The following is a 17,664-nucleotide window of genomic DNA, read 5'->3' as shown; positions in this document are numbered from 1 at the left end:
TGCCGGGACGAGCCTGCCGCGCAAGCGGCGGCAGCGTCCCGGCAAATTCCGCCGCCATCCTCACCCAACCGACTCCCGCTCTCCTGCCCTCGTCCCGCCCGACCAAAGCACACCAAACGGGGGGTCCGGGGGGCGCGCTCGCCTCCCGGCGGGTCCGGGCAGAGCCCGGTCCTCTCCCCTGCCGCCTTCCCTACCGCCTTCCCTTCCGCGCTACCGCACGGCAGACGGCCGGGCCGGCACCATGCCGTGCTCGAAATCGTCCAGTTCGCGGCGCAGTTCCGGGCAGCGCCGCACCCCGTAGCCCGGCCCCAGGCGCAACCGGCAGACGGCCTTGGGGAGATGCAGCACCAGATGCACGGAGCACTGGCCGGGATAGCGGCGCAGGATGTCGGCAAGGGGGTCCAGGGGTACGGCCTTTTCCTCGGGGCAGGCCACCAGCACTTCCACGGGCTCGTCGCTGCCGCCGATGATCTTGGACAGGGGGTCGATGCGCACGGCCTGCAATTTGATGAGCTGCTTGCCCTCGCCTTCGGTCTGTTCGGTCTGGCCGATCTTGGCCGTGATGAAAAGCGGCGCGTCGGCGGCCAGGTTTTCGCGGCAAAGGGCGTAGCAATCGGAGAAAACGACCACTTCGGCTTCGCCGCCGAGATGGTCCTCGAGCTTGCAGAAGGCCATCTTCTGGCCTTTCTTGGTGATGATTTCCTTGGTGGTGACGCAGATGCAGGGGACCTTGACCTCGACGCCGGGTTCCAGGCCGGCGCACTGGGCCAGGGTCGTGACGCGCATGGCGCGCAGGTCGCGCTCGTAGGCCAGAAGCGGATGGCTGGTGAGGTAGAAGCCGAGGGCTTCCTTTTCGTAGGCCATCATTTCTTCGTGGAGCCATTCGGGCAGCTCGGCCTCGGCGCAGGAAAACCCCAGGCCCACGGTGGGCTTGGGCTTGTCGGGCATAAGCTCCATCAGCGACAGGCGACCTTCGTTCTTATCGGCCGCCCGTCTCTGGCCCACCGTGGCCGCCTGATCGAGCCCGGCGAAGAGTCCGGCCCGGGTGCAGCCGAAGCCGTCGCAGGCCCCGCATTTGATGAGATATTCGATGACGCGCTTGGTGACCTTGCGCATGTTCACGCGGCTGGTGAGGTCGAGCAGCGAGGAAAAGGGGCCGTTTTGCTCGCGTTCGGCCACGATTTCGAGCACGGCGTCGCGGCCGATGTTTTTGACGGCGGCCAGGCCGTAGAGGATCTTGTTGTTCTTGACGGAAAAGTGCGGCAGCCCGGCATTGACGTCCGGGGGGCACAGTTCGATGTCATTGTCGCGGCAGGCGGCGATGTATTGCAGGAGCTTGTCCTGGTTTTCCATGTCCGAGGTCATCAGGGCCGCCATGAAGGCCACGGGGTAATGGGCCTTCAAATAGGCGGTCTGGTAGGAAATCTGGGCGTAGGCGGCGCTGTGGGACTTGTTGAAGCCGTACTCCGCGAACTTCTCCATCAAGTCAAAAATTTCGTTGGCTTTTTTGGCGTCGATCTTGTTTTGGGCGCAGCCCTCCACGAAAATGGCGCGCTGCCGGGACATTTCCTCGGCGTTTTTCTTGCCCATGGCCCGCCGCAGCAGATCGCCGCCGCCAAGGGAATAGTTGGCCAGCACCTGGGCGATCTTCATGACCTGTTCCTGGTACACGATGACGCCGTAGGTGGACTTGAGCGTCTCCTCCAGGAGCGGATGCGGGTACTCGACCGGGTCCAGGCCGTGCTTGCGGCGGATGAACAGCTCGACCATGCCGGACCCGAGCGGCCCCGGGCGGTAGAGGGCGAGCATGGCGATCAGGTCTTCAAAGCAGTTGGGCTTGAGCATCCGCAGATACTTGCGCATGCCCTGGCTTTCCACCTGGAAGATGCCGTCGGTGTCGCCCCGGGCGAAGAGTTCGTAGGTGGCCGGATCGGTCATGGGCAGGGTTTCGAAGTCGGGCGGCTCCTCCCCCATCTCGCGGATGATTTTCAGCGCATCGTCGATGACCGTGATGGTTTTGAGCCCCAGGAAGTCGAACTTGACCAGTCCGGACTTCTCCACGCGCTTCATGTCCCACTGGGTCACGGTTTCGTTGTTTTTCCCCTTATAGAGCGGCACGTACTCGGTCATGGCCTTGTCGGACACGACCACGCCGGCGGCATGGGTGGAGGCGTGGCGGGCCAGGCCTTCCAGGCGGCGGGAAATGTCGATGAGGTGGGCAATGCGGGGATCGGTGCGCACGAGGGTTTTCAGTTCCGGCTCAAGCTCCAGCGCCTTGTCGATGGTCATCTTGAGGTCTTCGGGAATGAGCTTGGCGATGCGGTCGGTCTCGCCGAAGGTCATGCCGAGCGCCCGGCCCACGTCGCGCACCACGCCCTTGGCCTTCATGGTGCCGAAGGTGGTGATCTGGGCCACGGCGTCCGCGCCGTAATGCTCCGTGACGTAGCGGATGACCTCGTGGCGGCGGCGTTCGCAGAAGTCCACGTCGATATCGGGCATGCTCACGCGCTCGATATTGAGGAAGCGCTCGAAAAAGAGGTCGTAGGGCATCGGATCGAGGTTGGTGATCCGCAGCGAATAGGCGACCAGGGAGCCGGCCGCCGAACCACGCCCCGGCCCGACGGGGATATCGTGGTCCTTGGCCCAGTTGATGAAGTCCTGGACGATGAGGAAGTAGCCCGGGAAGCCCATCTTCGTGATGACGTCGAGTTCGAGTTCCAGGCGGTCCCAATATTTCTTCGGGTCCACGTCCGGCATCTTGGCCAGGCGCTTTTTCAGGCCTTCCCGGGCCATGCCGCTCATGACGTCGTCCAGGGACTTGCCGGGCGGGGCCTTGTAGACCGGAAAATGGTAGCCCTCGAAATCGAGCTTCACGTCGATGCGGTCGGCGATCTCGCAGGTGTTGGCCAGGGCCTGGGGCACATCCTTGAAGGCCTCGGCCATCTCCTCGGGGGAGCGGTAGTAGAGGTCCTTGGAGGTAAACCGCATGCGCTTGACGTCGTCCACGCAGGCGGCGGTCTGGATGCACAGCAGGATGTCGTGGGCTTCGGCGTCGTCGGCGTGGAGGTAGTGGCAGTCGTTGGTGGCGACAAGCGGCAGCTTGAGGTCGTCCGACAGCTCGATGAGGAAGTTGTTGACCGTGGTCTGTTCGGGGATGCCGTTGTCCTGGATTTCCAGGTAGAACCGGTCCGGGAACAGGGCCGCGTACTCCTTGGCCGTGGCCACGGCCGCATCCCTGCTCTCCCGCAACAGCTTCTGGTTGATCTCGCCCTTGAGGCAGGCGGACAGGGCGATGATCCCCTCGCCGTACTGGCCGAGCAACTCCTTGTCCACGCGGGGTTTGTAGTGAAAGCCCTCGAGGTGGCCCTTGGACACGAGCTTGAGCAGGTTGTGGTAGCCGGTCATGTCCTTGGCCAGGAGCACCAGGTGGTAGCCGGCGTCGCGGGGGGAGCGGGCGTCTTTTTTGCGCCGGTCCTCCTTGGCCACGTAGACCTCGCAGCCGATGATGGGCTTGAGCCCCGCCTTCTTGGCGTAATCGTAGAACATCAAGGCGCCGTGAAGGTTGCCGTGGTCGGTTATGGCCGCGGCCGGACAGCCGAAACCCTTGGCGGTCTTGACGAGATCGCCGATGCGGATGGCCCCGTCGAGGAGGCTGTACTCGGTATGGCAGTGCAGATGGACGAAATCGGACATGGGTACTTTTGGGGGTAAAAATCCTGGGCGCGGGATACCCCGCCCCAGGGCGATATAGCGCACCCGGGCGCTTCTGGAAACGGCCCGGAAATCACTCCCTTTACCGGGCGACTCCGTGTCGCGCCCGGTAAAGGGCACATCCGCGTTTCACGAATAAATAAGTTATTCCAATGGTTTGCTTGAGGAATACATGGAGGCCCGCCACTAGCCCCAGCTTTGAATCTCGATCATGTTGCCCTCGGGGTCGCGCATGTAACGAAAGGTGAGTTTGCCGACGCCCGGCACCTCGCGCGAGACAAGTTCCCCCACGGCCGATCCGCCGGCGTCGAGCATCTCGCGCGCCTTGGCCGCCACGTCGTCCACGAGAAAGGCGATATGGGCGAACCCCGGCGTATTGGCGTCCACCTCGGGGTGTTCTTCCAGGGCGTCGTAGGAGAAGATTTCCAGCGTGGGGCCGGTGTCGCCATGCCCGGGCAGGCGCAAGTGGAGGCCGGTGATATGCGCGCCGTCAAGCCCGGTCGCGGCATCGAGCCAGTCGCCGGACAGGTCGCGTTCCGGCGGCACGGGCCGGCAGTCGAACAGGCGGATGTAAAAGGAGGTCAGCGCCCGCCAGTCGCGGGCAATGATGTTGGTGTGGACGTAGCGGGTGGACATGGCGGGGTACTCCTTTGCCGTAGTGATGACCGCTTCAAAAATATCGAAAATGCATCAATCAGGCAACAAGCCCAACCCACCGGAAAACATGCGGGGGGACTGTTGCAAAACAAGCATTACATCCTTACAGTAGTAGATACCTAAAAATTGAATAAAATCAAAATCTAGCTTGAAAATTCCGGCAGCGCCATTTCCAAGGTATTGCGACTAACACTCTAAAAACAATATTAAACATACAATGCACCTTGTTTAGCACAAACAATCTACTATCTTTTTCGGCAGATACAGTCTCGGATACATTGATACAATATTGCCGTTTCAGACAACAGCACTCTGAAAAAATGTGGCTTTTCAACAACGAAAATTTCAGATAACTGAAATCGAAACGGCTATGGCATCAGCCCTTTCCCGCATCGAAAGAACGCCTAGCTGCATTCAGGAACGACACTGTGAATAAATATTATTCAAAATCAACTCGTTATATTATACTGTTAGCTGGTGTGCATACTGTTTTAAACATAGTACTATTTCTATACATTAACAAGAACGATATTCTCATCAAAAGCACTGAGGCTGTATTCAGACATCCTTCAATGCTTAAGTATTATATAGATATATTTCTTTACAGTATATTCTCACACGGCCTATTTTTTTATTTAATTTTACACTTCTCACTTATAACCGCAGCGTTATTTTTTGGCCTTCTCGTTATATCTATACTATGCTACGCTTTCAAAATAAAAAGAACAATACTATTTTTTTCATTATACTCTGGAATACTATTCTCCTTAGTATACTTCATATTAATATATAACTTTGTAACAATGGCACTTTTTGAATCCAAAGTCTACAAATGGAATATCCAGTATCTCCCAACAATAACACAACGAATATGCACGACAGCTAACATCAATATAATAACGCCATGCTTTTCCCTGTTTATGCTCATATTGATTATAATTTGCATACACTACGCCGCATTAAAGCAACTCAACAAATACTTTCACAAGAGGGAAAAGCCGACGACGTACATAAAAAGATACATAGCAAAACCAGTTTTTGTACTAATTCTTATTCTACTTTGCCTAAACCTGGCATGGACTAAGCAAGAACTCTTTGCCAAAAATAACATCTTATTATCATGGACGCTAGATGATAATGAATGGAATTTCAATAGCATTGCATTCAGCATTGACACTCACCATACAACACCAACCGGAAAATATTTAAAAAAGTTAGAAGAATTCAATGAAACACAAAAAAACACTAACTTTAAATTGCCTAATATAATTATTCTTGTCGTTGATACATTCAGGGCTGATCACTTGGGATACAATGGTTACCATAGAGACACGACTCCATTCCTGGATTCATTATACCGGGCGGGGAAAATTGAAAATGCCCGCATCGCGACATCAACATGTTCCGAAACGATGTGCGGTATCGGAAGCACGCTCCTTTCAAAATCATACAGTAACATGAAATCCAGCAACATTCGCCTACAAAGCGTATTAGAGACCATTGGGTACAAATTGAGATTTTACTCTTCCGATATTCCAAACTACAAAGGCTTATACCGCCTTTATAGCGCAGACAATACAGACATATATAATTGCGACACCACACACAAATACGCCGCCCTGGATGATCATGTCATATTAGAAGGAATTAAACATCTAAAGAAATATTCAGATGGACACTATTTTTTCTTTTTCCATATCATGTCAGCACACGCCCTAGGCAATAAATTTGAAGGATTTACAAAATATACACCATCTAAATGTGTGTCATCTCCAACAACGTTCTCAAAGGAAAAAAGTCTGATTGACGGTGACACAAATTTTTACGACAACGGGGTTAAACAAGCAGACTATGTCATTAACAACATATACGAAGGTCTCAAATCCAATGGCTATCTCGAAAATAGTATAATAATTATTCTTGGCGACCATGGCGAGGGACTGGGAGAACACGGTTATTTTAATCACGCATATCATCTTTACCATGAATTCATCAACATACCCATCCTATTTATCAGGACAGACCATGGGGAAAAGCTCTATTTAGACTACGCGAGCCAAATCGATATTGCTCCTACAATATTAAATCTCATTAACATACCCATTCCATCGACCTGGGAAGGCAACGCCTTAACTGCAGAGCACAAGCAACGCAAAACATACCACCAAACCACATGGTCAGCCCCAATCCTTTCCATCATACAAAAGAACAATGACCAACTATATAAGTACATCAAAAACAAAAATCAGTGTATATATTACTATCTAAACCAAGACCCCGGAGAACAAAATCCCTTGCCATCATCATGTGACATTTTCAATCCGCAACTCAACTAAGCCGACAAACATATTTTCCCACGACATATGGCCATGCGTGGCCCCCCCCCGCCACGCATTTCCAGAAAACACCGTCAGATACGCATCTGATCGCCCGGCTGGAGGTATGGCGCAGCGCTGGGCGGCAGGGCTGAGCGGGACTACCACGGGGAACCCGGGAGCCCCTTTCCCCTTTCGCTTTGGCAAGTTATCCGCTACAATTATGATAATAGTGCACAGCGTCCTTTTTTTCCGGGACGACGGAACGCATCCACGCCGCAGGCACAGGCATGCAGAAAAAAACGTCCTGGACAATAATCCTGGCCGGCCCCCTGCTCATCATCGGCATCGAGGCCGTGCTGGCTTTTTTGGCGATAAACGGCGTCGTCGTGCCCAACCCGGTCCTTTTCCTGTCACTGGCCATCGTCCTGTCCGCCTCCCTCGGCGGGTATGCCGCGGGGACGCTCAGCGTGGCCATCACCTTCCTGTTTCTCCTCTGTTACTGGTCAAAACCCGGGCATTTTCTCGTCTACACGCCACGCGACGTCTCCCGGCTGGCCGTTTTCCTCATGACCATGCCGGCCATGGCCTTCCTGGTCGGCGCGCTGGAGAAAAAAAACAGGACAAAACTGTTCGAAATCGAAGAGAAGACCAGGGAGTTGGAAGAAAGCAAAACACGGCTGCAACGCGCCGAACTCGTGGCCCAGACGGGCAACTGGGAAGTCGCCCTCACGGACGGCACCCTCTCCACCTCGGAAGGGGCGCGACGCATCTACGGCATGGACCCAAACCGCCACTATACGCTTGGGGAGGTGCAGCACATTCCACTGCCCCAATACCGTCCCATGCTCGACGCGGCCCTGACGGACCTCGTGGCCCGGGGCATCCCCTACGACGTCACGTTCAAGATCCGCCGCCCGCAAGACGGTGCCGTCATCGACATCAACTCGCGCGCCACCTACGATTCCACGGACAATAAGATTTTCGGCACCATCCAGGACGTGACCGCGCAAAAGCAGATCGAAGCCGACTTGATCGAATCCCGGCAGCGGGCGGAGCTGGCCAACAGCGCCAAGACCGAGTTCCTGGCCAACATGAGCCACGAGATCCGCACACCCTTAAACGGCATCCTGGGCATGCTCCAGGCCCTCGAGGATACCACGCCCTCGGCCGAACAGCAGCGGTTTATCGGGGCCGCCATACGCGCCTCCCGGCGGCTGGCCCAGCTTTTAAACGACATCCTGGACCTCTCGCGCATCGAGGCGGGAAAGATCCGGATCACGCCGGGCCCCTTCAAGTTGAGCGAACTCGTCGCCTCCATCGAGGAGCTCTTCAGCTTCTCGGCCCGGAAAAAAGGGCTGTCCCTGTCCTTTTCCGTAGCCCCCGGCCTTCCGGACGATCTCCAGGGCGACGCGGTCCGGATCAGGCAGATTCTGTTCAACCTCATCGGCAACGCCATCAAATTCACCACCCAGGGCACAGTCTCCCTGGCCGTCGAACCCATACGGGTCGAGGAACGACGCATCCGCCTGCTGTTCACCGTGGCCGACACCGGCATCGGCATCCCGGAAACGCTCATGGCCCGTATCTGCGAACCCTTCACCCAGGCCCGTCCGGACACGCTCCCTCCCACCCAGGGCGTGGGGCTGGGGCTTTCCATCGTGAAAAAGCTCACCCGCCTCATGGACGGCGAAATCACGCTCGAAAGCCGAGAAGGCCATGGCACGACCGTTTCCCTGTCCCTGCCGCTGGAACTCCCGCAGCAACCGGAAACGGCCGTGCCCCGGGACGCGCCCCGCCCCGCCGGAACACCCGCACCCGGGCTGCGGATTCTCCTGGCCGAAGACGACCGAATAAGCGCCCTCGCCTGCCGGCATATCCTGGAACACCTGGGGCATGTGGTGGTGACGGCCGAGGACGGCCGGCAGGCACTGGACCTGTTCGCCAAGGAGGATTTCGACCTCGTCTTCATGGACATCCAGATGCCGATCCTTGACGGCGTGCGGGCAACGCAGGAAATTCGGGACCGCGACGCCTACGGCGACAAGGCGGACACGCCTATCGTGGCCATGACGGCCTATGCCATGGATGGCGACGGGCAGCGCTTCCTGGCCGCCGGAATGGACGGCTACATCGCCAAGCCCGTGGAAAAGGAAGTGCTGAAGGAAACCATCGCCCGCGTGCTGCGGGAAGCGGGGACGGGCCGTCGCCGGACCGCGCCCGCCGCTAAGGAGCCGCACCCGTGAAAGATATTTTCGTGACCCTTTCCCGCTACAACCGCTGGGCCAATGCACGACTGTACGCCGAGTTGGCCAAGCCACTGGCCCTGTGCCTGGCCCACTTCTTCAACCACCAGACGCATCACCGCGGCCAGATCCACGGTTTGCTCGGCGTCTGCGGCATCAAGGCGGCGGACATCGACCTGTTCGGCTACACGCGGGAATCCCGGGAGTGACGCCACGTTTGCGGCAACGCCTCAAGACCACTGCGCCTTGCCCCGTGGTTGAAAACCAGATAGCCCTTTGACATGTTTGCATTCTTTCTCAAAGGCGTGGCCATCGGGGCCATTATCGCCATGCCCTTCGGCCCGGTCGGCATGCTGTGTCTTGGCCGGGCCATCACCATGGGGCTGCGGGTGGGCCTGCTCTCCGGCGTGGGCGCGGCTGCGGCGGACGCCTTTTACGGCGCCGTCGCCGCTTTCGGCCTGACCTTCGTGTCGGATTTCCTGGCCGCGCATGCCCAGGTGCTCCAGGCCGGGGGCGGACTTTTCCTGATGGGCATGGGGCTGCGCCTGGCCCTGTCCAAGGCCCCGCCCCGGCCGGCGGAAACGCCCCCCAAAAAGCGCTATGCCGGAGCGTTCGCCTCCATCTTCCTGCTGACGCTGACCAACCCTTTGACCGTGGTCGCCTTTCTGGCCATTTTCGCCGGATTCGGCCTGGGCCAGGTCAATGCCCACGCCAGCGAGGCCGCGATGGTGGTGGCCGGCGTTTTCTGCGGCTCCATGATCTGGTGGGCGGCCATCGCCTTCGGCGGCAAGCTGCTGCGGTTGCGGCTCCTGGCCCACATGCGCACCATCAAACGCGTCTCGGGCTGGCTGATCGCCGTCTTCGGCCTCTGGGCGGTCTTTTTCGCGCATTAGGATGGAGGAGCGAGAGGAGAAGAACGTGCGAGAGGGGAACCCTTTTTGAAAAAAGGGTTCCCCTCTCGCGCTCTCCCCTCCCAAAAACTTTTAACGGTGACGGGCTGTTACCGTTATGAGTCTTTGGAAAGGGGGTCCGGGGGGAGAACCTTTCTGCAAGAAAGGTTTCCCCCCGGCTCTTCGCCCGCGCGGCGCAGGCCTTGGCGAAAGCAGGCCAGGCGTTCGGAAATGACGGTCAGGCCGGTAAAAGGGAAACCCGCCATGGCCGCCTTGTAGGGCTCCGGCGCGTCGAGGAGCCGGGTGAGCTTCTCGCGCAGGGTCTCGGGCGAGAGGCTGTCCCAGGACAGGTATTCGAGCAGCCCGCGAGCGCTCAGGACCTCGGCCCGGATGCGCTGCTCCAGGCGCGGCACCTCCCGGGGCACGACCAGCGATGGCTTGCCCTGGCACAAAATCTCGCAGGTGGTGTTGTAGCCGCCCATGGTCACCACCACGTCGGCCAGGCCGATCAGCGTCTCCATGCGGCGGTAGAAGTGGTAGAATCGGGCCCGCAACCGGCCGGCCCGCTTGGCCACGTTTTCCCGCTCGGGGCGCGGCATGAAGGGCCCGGTCACGAAAATCACCCGGTGGGCCGGGGCGTTGCCGGCTTCCAGCATCGAGAGATACGCGTCCATGAGCGGAAAGCCGTCCCCGCCGCCGCCGGTGGTGACCACCACCAGCCGGTCGTGGCTGGAAAGCCGCTCCTCGCGTCTGGTGCGGGCCATGGCCTGGCTCGTGGGCACATGGCGCGGGATGTAGCCGGTAAAGACCATCTTGCGGCTGATACTCTCCGGGATGGCATATTCAGCGATGGGATCGTAGAGGTCCCGGTCCCCGTAGACCCAGATTTCCGAATAATACTGGTCGAGCACCTCGTAGACGCCTTTCTCGCGCCACTCCCGGGTGGTGGAGGCGGCGTCGTCCATGATGTCGCGAAGCCCGAGGATGGTACGCGTACGCGGCATGCAGCGCTTGAGCCACTTGAGCGTCGGCATCACCTCGCGCCGCAGTCCCATGGGCGCCTTGTCCACGATGAAAAGATGGGGCTGAAAGGCCTTGGCCGTGGCCACGATGATGTTGCGCCGGATGTTTAAGGCATGGCGGGCGTTGATCTTGATCGAAAGGGGCAGGTATTCCTCGTTGGTCTTTTTGATCATGCCCGGAATGCGCACGAAGTCCACGCCTTCGGGCGTCTCGTAGCGGCCGGCCAGGGGCGAGCCGGTGAGGATCAGGATATTGACCCCGCGCTGGCGCAGGTGCTCGGCGATGGCCATGGTTCGCCGCAGATGCCCCAGACCGTAGGTGTCGTGGGAATACATCAGGATATTGTAGGTGGTGGGGGCGCCCATCGGAAACGTCAGGGAACTTCGATGCCGAGCTTGCGGTATTCGTTTAATTTGTTGCGCAGCGTGCGCACGGAAATGCCGAGCAGTTGGGCGGCCTGGGTGCGGTTGCCCTCGGTGCGGTCCAGGCTTTTGATGATCATGTGGCGTTCCATGACATCAAGCGGCATCAATTCGCCCACGCCGGCCGCCGGCGTCTGGTCGAACAGGCGGGAGGCCTCGGCGAAACTGTCGTCCCTCCCGGCTCCCCCGGCCGCGCCTTCGCCCCCGGGTGCGCCGGAAGCGTTTTCGGATGCGTTCCCGGGCGTGTCCCCGCAGGCCTCGCCGGTGCCGTCCTGCCAGCCGTCGCTGTCGCCGTCGAGCAGGAAATGGGACTTGTGGATGGGGCCGGCGCCGGCCAGCAGCACGGCCCGCTCCATGAGATTTTGCAGTTCGCGCACGTTGCCCGGCCAGTCGTAGGAGAGAAGCCACTCCTTGGCGTCGGCGGCAAAAGCCAGCGGGGGCAGTTCGTAGGACTTGCGGAACTTGTCCACGAAAAAGGCGGCGAGCCTGGGCACGTCCTGGCCGCGTTCCCGCAGCGGCGGGAGCTTGAGCGGGATGACGTTCAGGCGGTAATAGAGGTCCTGGCGAAATTTCCCTTCGGCCACGGCGTCTTCCATGCGCCGGTTGGTGGTGGCCAACACCCGCACGTCCACGTGCACCGTCTCGGTGCCGCCGACCCGGTCGAACTCGCTTTCCTGCAACACGCGCAAGAGCTTGGCCTGGAGCCCGAGGTCCATCTCGGAAATCTCGTCGAGGAGCAGCGTGCCGCCCGAGGCCATCTCGAACTTGCCGAGCTTGCGGGCGATGGCTCCGGTAAATGAGCCCTTTTCGTGGCCGAACAGCTCGGATTCGAGCAGATGTTCGGGCAGGGCGGCGCAGTTGATGGCGATAAAGGGGCCTTCGGCCCGGTCGGAGTTGGCGTGCAGGTAGCGGGCGAACATCTCCTTGCCGGTGCCGGATTCGCCGGAAATGAGCACCGTGGCCTTGGACCGGGCCACCTGCCGGGCCAGGGCCAGGACCCGGAGGATGGCCGGGTGTTCGCCGACGATGGCGAAGCCCTTGCCGGAGGGCGCGGCTCCCGCGCCGTGGCGGGCGGACGCGGCTTCCGGGGCCGGTGTCGGTTCGAGCGGCTCGGCCTTCTCCGGCATGACGGCCTGGATTTTCTCCCAGGTCAGCGGTTCGAGCCAGTAGTCCCTGGCCCCGAGTTCCAGGCAGCGGGCGGCCTCGGCGGCGGTGCCCCGGTCGGTGAAAACGATGACCGGCGGAAACGCCTCGTCCTTTTGCCCGGCGGCAAGCAAGGCCTCGGCGGTGTAGATGCCTATCTTGGCTTGGGAAAAGACGAGGCAGGGCGACGACTTGCGGATGGAGGCCAGGGCGGCGGCCAGGGAATCGGCGATGCCTGCGGCGATGCCCGCTTCCTTGAAATACGGGAAGAATTGGGTCACCGCCTGGGCCGGGGCGACAAAAAGTATCGTCTTTTCCGCCATCGGCGACCTATTAGCCCGAAGTCAAACGATTTTCAATCAATTCGGGAACAATTCCCCCCAATCGTCGCAAAGCGGGCCTCAGGCCAACCCGCATTCCTTCAGGAGCCCGGTGAGGACCTTGTCGCTGTCGAAATAGTCGCCGGCGATCTCCCGGGCCGCTTTGCCCGCCCGGAGGGGGTCGGCCTCCACCGCCCGAAGCGCCGCCACGGCGGAATCGGGCCCTTCGAAGGGGAAAAGCCCCTCCCCCACCGGCAGGTAGTCGCCAAAGCCCGTGTCCTCCACCACCGCCGGCCGGCCGGCCGCCAGATACGTGGCCGTGCGGTCGGAAAACCAGCCGCTTTTGAGCACCACGTTCTGGTCCTTGGCGATGGTGAACTCGCCCCGCGAGCCCCGGATGTAGTCGCGGTATACGTCGGGATCGCGCGAAACGTCCAGGGCGTCGCGCACGATCCAGCCGGCGTTGGCGTAGCGCCAGGCGTCGTCGCACATGCCGCCCATGGCCATGCCGAGAGGAATGTCGCGCAGCGTGGTCGGCAAATCGAGAATGGCCTCGTACTTCACGTTCTTGCGCCAGGAAAGCCTGCGCCCGGCGATCTCCACGTCCCGGTCCTTGGCCTCCCAGGTGCCGATGGTGGTAAAGCTGTCGCCGGAACCGACGCCCACCGGCCAGTCGTCGAGGACCACCGGCGGCAGAAGCGGCTTCCAGTCCACGCCCGAAAGCGGCACTTCCGTCCGGCCGGTGGGCAGGTTGTAGCCGTAGGTGAAGCAGACGTCGTGGGCGGCGTAATAGTCGCGGGTCCAGGGGTCGCGCTCCACCTTGACCTGGGTGAAGACCGGGTCGGTGTCGATAATGGCCTTGACCGGGGCCTGGAAGTACTCTTCCTTGAAGGGCGCGATGCCCGAGATGTTGAGAAAAAAGTCGGCTTCGCGCAGATGGCGGTCCAGGGTGGCCCGGTCCATGCCGTAGAGCTTGTCCTCGATCTCGCTGACATAGGCCCAGCACCCGGCCAGCCCCGCCCGGCGAAACAGGCGGTCCACGGTGGCGCGGCCGCGCACGGACTCGCACACCGGATAGCCGAGCACCGGATCGAAGGGGTAGGCCCAGTTGGACGTATCTTCGAGGAAGACCACCTCATGACCGAGGCGGCGTAAGCCGGAGAGGAAATGCAACATCATCCACAACTGGCCGCCCAGGGGAAATCCAATGGCAAAACCGGCGACCAGGATGCGCAGGGGGCGTTTCACCTGTACGTCCTTTTTTAAATGCGGGGCGTTCCCTTGCCCGCGAACCAGAGTTTGACGCCCTGGTCGACGGTGACCACGGGCACGGCCTGTTTTTTGAGAAATTCCGCCAGTTCGGCCAGTTTGCCCGCATCCCAGGGCTCCCAGCCCAGATCCGAACCGATGCCGTGCATGCAGAAGATGACCCAGGCGTCCTCGCGTATGGCGTGCTGTTTGACCAGGGCGATGAGGGATTCCGCCGTGTCGTCCGCGTGCACGGTATAGCGCTTGAGCCAGAAGCGGTCGGTCGACCCCTTGCGGTTGCAGTCGTCCCCGCCGTCGGCCACCTGGGAATAGAACTTTTTGGAGAGCGCGCTCATCTCCGGGGTCCAGTAGTTGTGCGGGGTGATGTAGGTCGTCACGGCAAAGCCCATACCGGTAAGCACGGCCTTGGACTGGTCCATCTCCCTTTCGTAGGAGATGGCCAGAATCCGCTGCTTTGCGACATCGGCCGGCTCGAAGGGATGCACGAGGACCTCGCCGATGAGTTCGTCGTAATAATAGCTGCCCGGCTCGGACCGCACGAGCGCGTCATTGGCGTGTTCCCGCAGCAGCCGCCCGTTCTCCACCAGACCGGCCAGTTCCTCGTACTTGTACTTGGCTTCGTACACGGCGCGCTGGCCGCGCACGGGCTTTAAGAGCAGGCATTTTTCCTGGGAGTAGAACTTGGGGATGTCGATGGGCCGCTTGTGGGTCAGGCTGTGGGAGGCCACTTCCCAGCCGGCCTTGGCCAGATCGCGAATCTGCGCCACGGTCATGAAGTCCGGGTCGCCCCGGCCCACCCGATTGGCGATGATGCCGACGGTTGCCGGCAGGCCGAGCTTTTCGAGGACCGGAAAGGCATACTGGTAGACGCTTTCCAGGCCGTCGTCGAACACGATCGAGACCATGCCCGCCCGGGCCGGGGCAGGCGGCAAGGACAGCAGGGCGACAAAAAACAACAGGCCGGCGACGCGGAAGAAGGCGGTATGTTTCATGGCTGGTCCAGACGGCGTAAAAGTCCTGACGCTTGGAAATCGCGGCATTCCTATCCCAAAAGCGCCAAAAGTCAATGCGCCGCCGGCCGACCCTCCGGAGCCCCGGCGCTTTGACGCCCGGGCAAAAACTGGTATGTGGCGCTTGCCGCCTGGAGCACGTCCGCTGGCGGCCCCTTTGTCAACGGAGTCCGCATGCGTACACAACTGTCATCTTCCTGCGCCCTGTGCCTGGCCATGCTCCTGGCCGCCGCGCCCCCGGTTCTCGGCGCGTCCAGGCACTTTCGCGCCTCCTACGAGCACTTCAACGAATACGCCACCAAGGCCGCCGACCTCTACTTCAAGGCGTCCCAGACCGGCGAGAAGAACATCCTGTCCCACCTGACCGCCGTTTCCGCCATCTACGCCGAAAAAGCCTACGTGATCCTGAATCTGGCCGATGTCCTCGAGCACATGGCCGCCAAGCGCGACCGGACATACGTCAAGGCCCGGCTCGACGACGTGCGCAAGGTGATCCTGGCCGGCATTCCCCAGGACATCAAGCTGTTGGGCGATCTGGTGGAAAACCAGGACAACGAGCAGGTGCGCGCGATCGGCAACCTGGTGGTCAACGAAATGCGGGTGTTCGAGCGCAATACCGACAATCAGTGATCGCCGGGGACGCCGACCGCCAGGCCGAGACGCCTGGGATCGGGCGCGCCGGAGACCGCCTGGGGCAAATACGTCCGGGCGGGCGCCAGGAAGAGCGGCACGGCCCGGCCGCCGCCCGCCTCGGGCACGGGCAGGGTCAACGTCACCGGCCGGCTGTCGAGGCGGACCGTGGCCCACAGCCCGGCCGGCGAAAAAAACGTCGCTTCGGTCGGTGACACGGCCGCAAGGGACAGCGTCAGGCTGCCGGTTCCCGGCGGCACGAGCAGCACAGCGTCCCCGGCGCTCCAGCGAAAGGTCCGCCCCCGTCCCTGCTCGGGCGGATAAAACCCCTCGAAAACGACCTTGTCTCCGGGCGGCAGCCAGTCGTAGAGCCCCAGGCGCGCCGCCGTGCCGCCAAGCCCGATATCCAGGCCGTAGGCCAGGATGCCGCACAGGGCCACGCCCGTGGCCGCCGCCCCGACCCAGCCCGTCCTGTCCGCCCGGCCGGCCCGGCCCTGGCGCGCCGCCCTGACCTCCAGGGCCATGGCCCGGGCCAGGGGAATGAAAAGCAGGAACAAGATCGCCGGCACGTAAAACATTTCCTGAAAAAACGCATAGATATGGAACGCAGCCAGGGAAAGCAGCATGGCCGCGTCCGGCAGGCTGGCATAGTCGCGCGCCCGCCGCCACAGCACCCAGCCCGCCCGGCCGGCCATGGCCAGCCAGACGAACAGCCCAGCCACGCCGAGCCCGGCCACAAGCTGGACGTACAGGCTGTGCGGCGTCTCGAACACCTCGGCCCTGGCGTCGCCGTACCGGTTGAGCCAGGCCCCGGGCGTGGCCAGAAGCACCGGATAGTGCCGGGCGTAGCTCGCAAAGCCCATGCCGAAGACCGGCCGCTCGGCCGCGATCAGAAGCCCGGAGCGAAAAAGCGCCGGACGCGGCGAATCGGTGAAATTGTCCACACGCTGGGCCAAAAGCGCATTGATGGGCCGGCTTACGGCCGAAAGCTCCCGGCCCGCGCCCCATAACGCGATGCCCACCACCAGCGCCCCGGCCACGGCCAGGGTCGGCAGATGCCCATAGGGCCGGCGGAAATGCACAAAGCGGTTCTCGCGAAAATAGAGCCAGCCGGCCGCGAAAAAGGTCAGGCTGCCGGCGATCCAGCCGGCCCGGGCGAGTGTCAGGACCATTGCCGCGCCGCAAAGGGCCAGTCCCAACGCGGCCAATCCGCGCCGCCGCCAGCCGGAGCCCGCCAGCAGCGTGAGCAGATACGGCGCGGCCACGGCGGCGTATTCGGCAAACCAGCCCGGATTGGCGAAAAGCGAGGTGAACCGGTAGTGCAGCAGATAATGGTCGCCCTGGAAATGCTCGTGGAGGCCAAAGACGATGGCGGTAAGAAGCCCGCCCACCAGCCCCCGGATCAGGCAGCCGAAGCGGTCCGGAAAATCGAGCCGGGCAAGTTCCCCGGCCAGCACGGCGAAAATGGCCAGCCGCCAGGCCCCGGCCAGGGCGTAGCCCGGCGCGTCGGCCGGGGAAAAGGCCATGGCCGCGAAAAAACCGCCCGGCCCGAAAAGGGACAGCTCCTGCCAAAACCTGGCCCAGGGCAACAGCAGCGTGGAGCCAAGGGCCAGGGCGGCCAAGGCGGCCAACAGCGCGCCCGTGGGACCGGCGCGGCCAGGCGTCGCGGCATCCCGGCCGGCGTTTCGCCAGCAAAAGGCCAGGGCCGCCACATCCGCCAGCAGGCCGAAGGCCACGCCCGGATAGACGTAGGCCTGGGCCCCGAAAAGAAACGGGGAAAAACCGAGCAACGTCAGTCCGAAGGCGAGGCCACGCCGGGAGACGGCCATGGCCAGCCCCCACAGCCACAAAAAGGCCACAAGTCCCGCGGCCGACCAGCCGGCCCGGGCGAGCGGCAGGGAGGTAAGCAGGGCGTGCGGGGCCACGAGCAGCACGCCGGCGAAAAATCCGGCCCCGGAGACGGCCCGGGAAAAGGGGGATGCGCCCTGGGCGGCGGCAACGGGGGAAGAAGCGTCCATGCGCCGGGCC

Annotated in this window: 12 protein-coding genes; 5 read left to right on the top strand and 7 right to left on the bottom strand. The window is 61.4% G+C overall.

Annotation, left to right across the window (positions count from 1 at the left end):
• Positions 1 to 210: 210 nt before the first annotated feature.
• On the bottom strand, positions 211 to 3,693 hold the full coding sequence (gene dnaE, locus ACMZ6R_RS06880; protein WP_416110175.1) for a DNA polymerase III subunit alpha: 3,483 nt from the start codon (positions 3,691 to 3,693) through the stop codon (positions 211 to 213).
• A 204-nt stretch (positions 3,694 to 3,897) separates the two neighbouring features.
• Positions 3,898 to 4,347, bottom strand: a complete 450-nt coding sequence (locus tag ACMZ6R_RS06875) for a VOC family protein (RefSeq protein ID WP_416110174.1) — start codon at positions 4,345 to 4,347, stop codon at positions 3,898 to 3,900.
• Between the two features lie 449 nt (positions 4,348 to 4,796).
• Between ACMZ6R_RS06875 and ACMZ6R_RS06870 the strand changes: the two genes are divergently transcribed.
• From ACMZ6R_RS06870 to ACMZ6R_RS06855, 4 genes are all read left to right on the top strand, one after another.
• Positions 4,797 to 6,704, top strand: a complete 1,908-nt coding sequence (locus ACMZ6R_RS06870) for a sulfatase-like hydrolase/transferase (RefSeq protein ID WP_416110173.1) — start codon at positions 4,797 to 4,799, stop codon at positions 6,702 to 6,704.
• Positions 6,705 to 6,973: 269 nt separating this feature from the next.
• Positions 6,974 to 8,929 carry an ATP-binding protein gene (locus ACMZ6R_RS06865; RefSeq protein ID WP_416110172.1) on the top strand — a complete coding sequence of 652 codons (1,956 nt, stop codon included), beginning with the start codon at positions 6,974 to 6,976 and terminating at the stop codon, positions 8,927 to 8,929.
• Positions 8,926 to 9,138, top strand: a complete 213-nt coding sequence (locus tag ACMZ6R_RS06860) for a DinB family protein (RefSeq protein WP_416110171.1) — start codon at positions 8,926 to 8,928, stop codon at positions 9,136 to 9,138. Before ACMZ6R_RS06865 ends, ACMZ6R_RS06860 begins: the two co-directional genes overlap by 4 nt.
• 72 nt (positions 9,139 to 9,210) lie before the next feature.
• A complete protein-coding gene (locus tag ACMZ6R_RS06855; protein WP_416110170.1) occupies positions 9,211 to 9,822 on the top strand; it encodes a LysE family translocator in 612 nt (203 codons plus the stop codon).
• Between the two features lie 113 nt (positions 9,823 to 9,935).
• Here ACMZ6R_RS06855 and ACMZ6R_RS06850 read toward each other — a convergent pair whose 3' ends face one another.
• From ACMZ6R_RS06850 to ACMZ6R_RS06835, 4 genes are all read right to left on the bottom strand, one after another.
• Complete coding sequence (locus ACMZ6R_RS06850) at positions 9,936 to 11,207, bottom strand: glycosyltransferase family protein (RefSeq protein ID WP_416110169.1); 1,272 nt, start codon at positions 11,205 to 11,207, stop codon at positions 9,936 to 9,938.
• Between the two features lie 8 nt (positions 11,208 to 11,215).
• Positions 11,216 to 12,730, bottom strand: coding sequence for a sigma-54 dependent transcriptional regulator (locus tag ACMZ6R_RS06845; protein ID WP_416110168.1), 1,515 nt, complete (start codon positions 12,728 to 12,730; stop codon positions 11,216 to 11,218).
• A 78-nt stretch (positions 12,731 to 12,808) separates the two neighbouring features.
• On the bottom strand, positions 12,809 to 13,975 hold the full coding sequence (locus tag ACMZ6R_RS06840; protein ID WP_416110167.1) for a glycosyltransferase: 1,167 nt from the start codon (positions 13,973 to 13,975) through the stop codon (positions 12,809 to 12,811).
• A gap of 14 nt (positions 13,976 to 13,989) precedes the next feature.
• Positions 13,990 to 14,988 carry a polysaccharide deacetylase family protein gene (locus tag ACMZ6R_RS06835; protein WP_416110166.1) on the bottom strand — a complete coding sequence of 333 codons (999 nt, stop codon included), beginning with the start codon at positions 14,986 to 14,988 and terminating at the stop codon, positions 13,990 to 13,992.
• A gap of 192 nt (positions 14,989 to 15,180) precedes the next feature.
• On the opposite strand from ACMZ6R_RS06835, the gene ACMZ6R_RS06830 reads away from it, so the two are divergent.
• Positions 15,181 to 15,636 carry a hypothetical protein gene (locus ACMZ6R_RS06830; RefSeq protein ID WP_416110165.1) on the top strand — a complete coding sequence of 152 codons (456 nt, stop codon included), beginning with the start codon at positions 15,181 to 15,183 and terminating at the stop codon, positions 15,634 to 15,636.
• Here ACMZ6R_RS06830 and ACMZ6R_RS06825 read toward each other — a convergent pair.
• Entirely contained in the window at positions 15,630 to 17,654 is a 2,025-nt protein-coding gene (locus ACMZ6R_RS06825) for an O-antigen ligase family protein (RefSeq protein ID WP_416110164.1), read from the bottom strand. The two genes, ACMZ6R_RS06830 and ACMZ6R_RS06825, sit on opposite strands and share 7 nt — an antisense overlap.
• Between the last annotated feature and the right edge of the window lie 10 nt (positions 17,655 to 17,664).

It is taken from the genome of Solidesulfovibrio sp. C21 (assembly GCF_047785625.1).
Classification (GTDB): Bacteria; Desulfobacterota; Desulfovibrionia; order Desulfovibrionales; family Desulfovibrionaceae; genus Solidesulfovibrio.
This window is presented reverse-complemented; position numbering and strand designations above follow the sequence as displayed.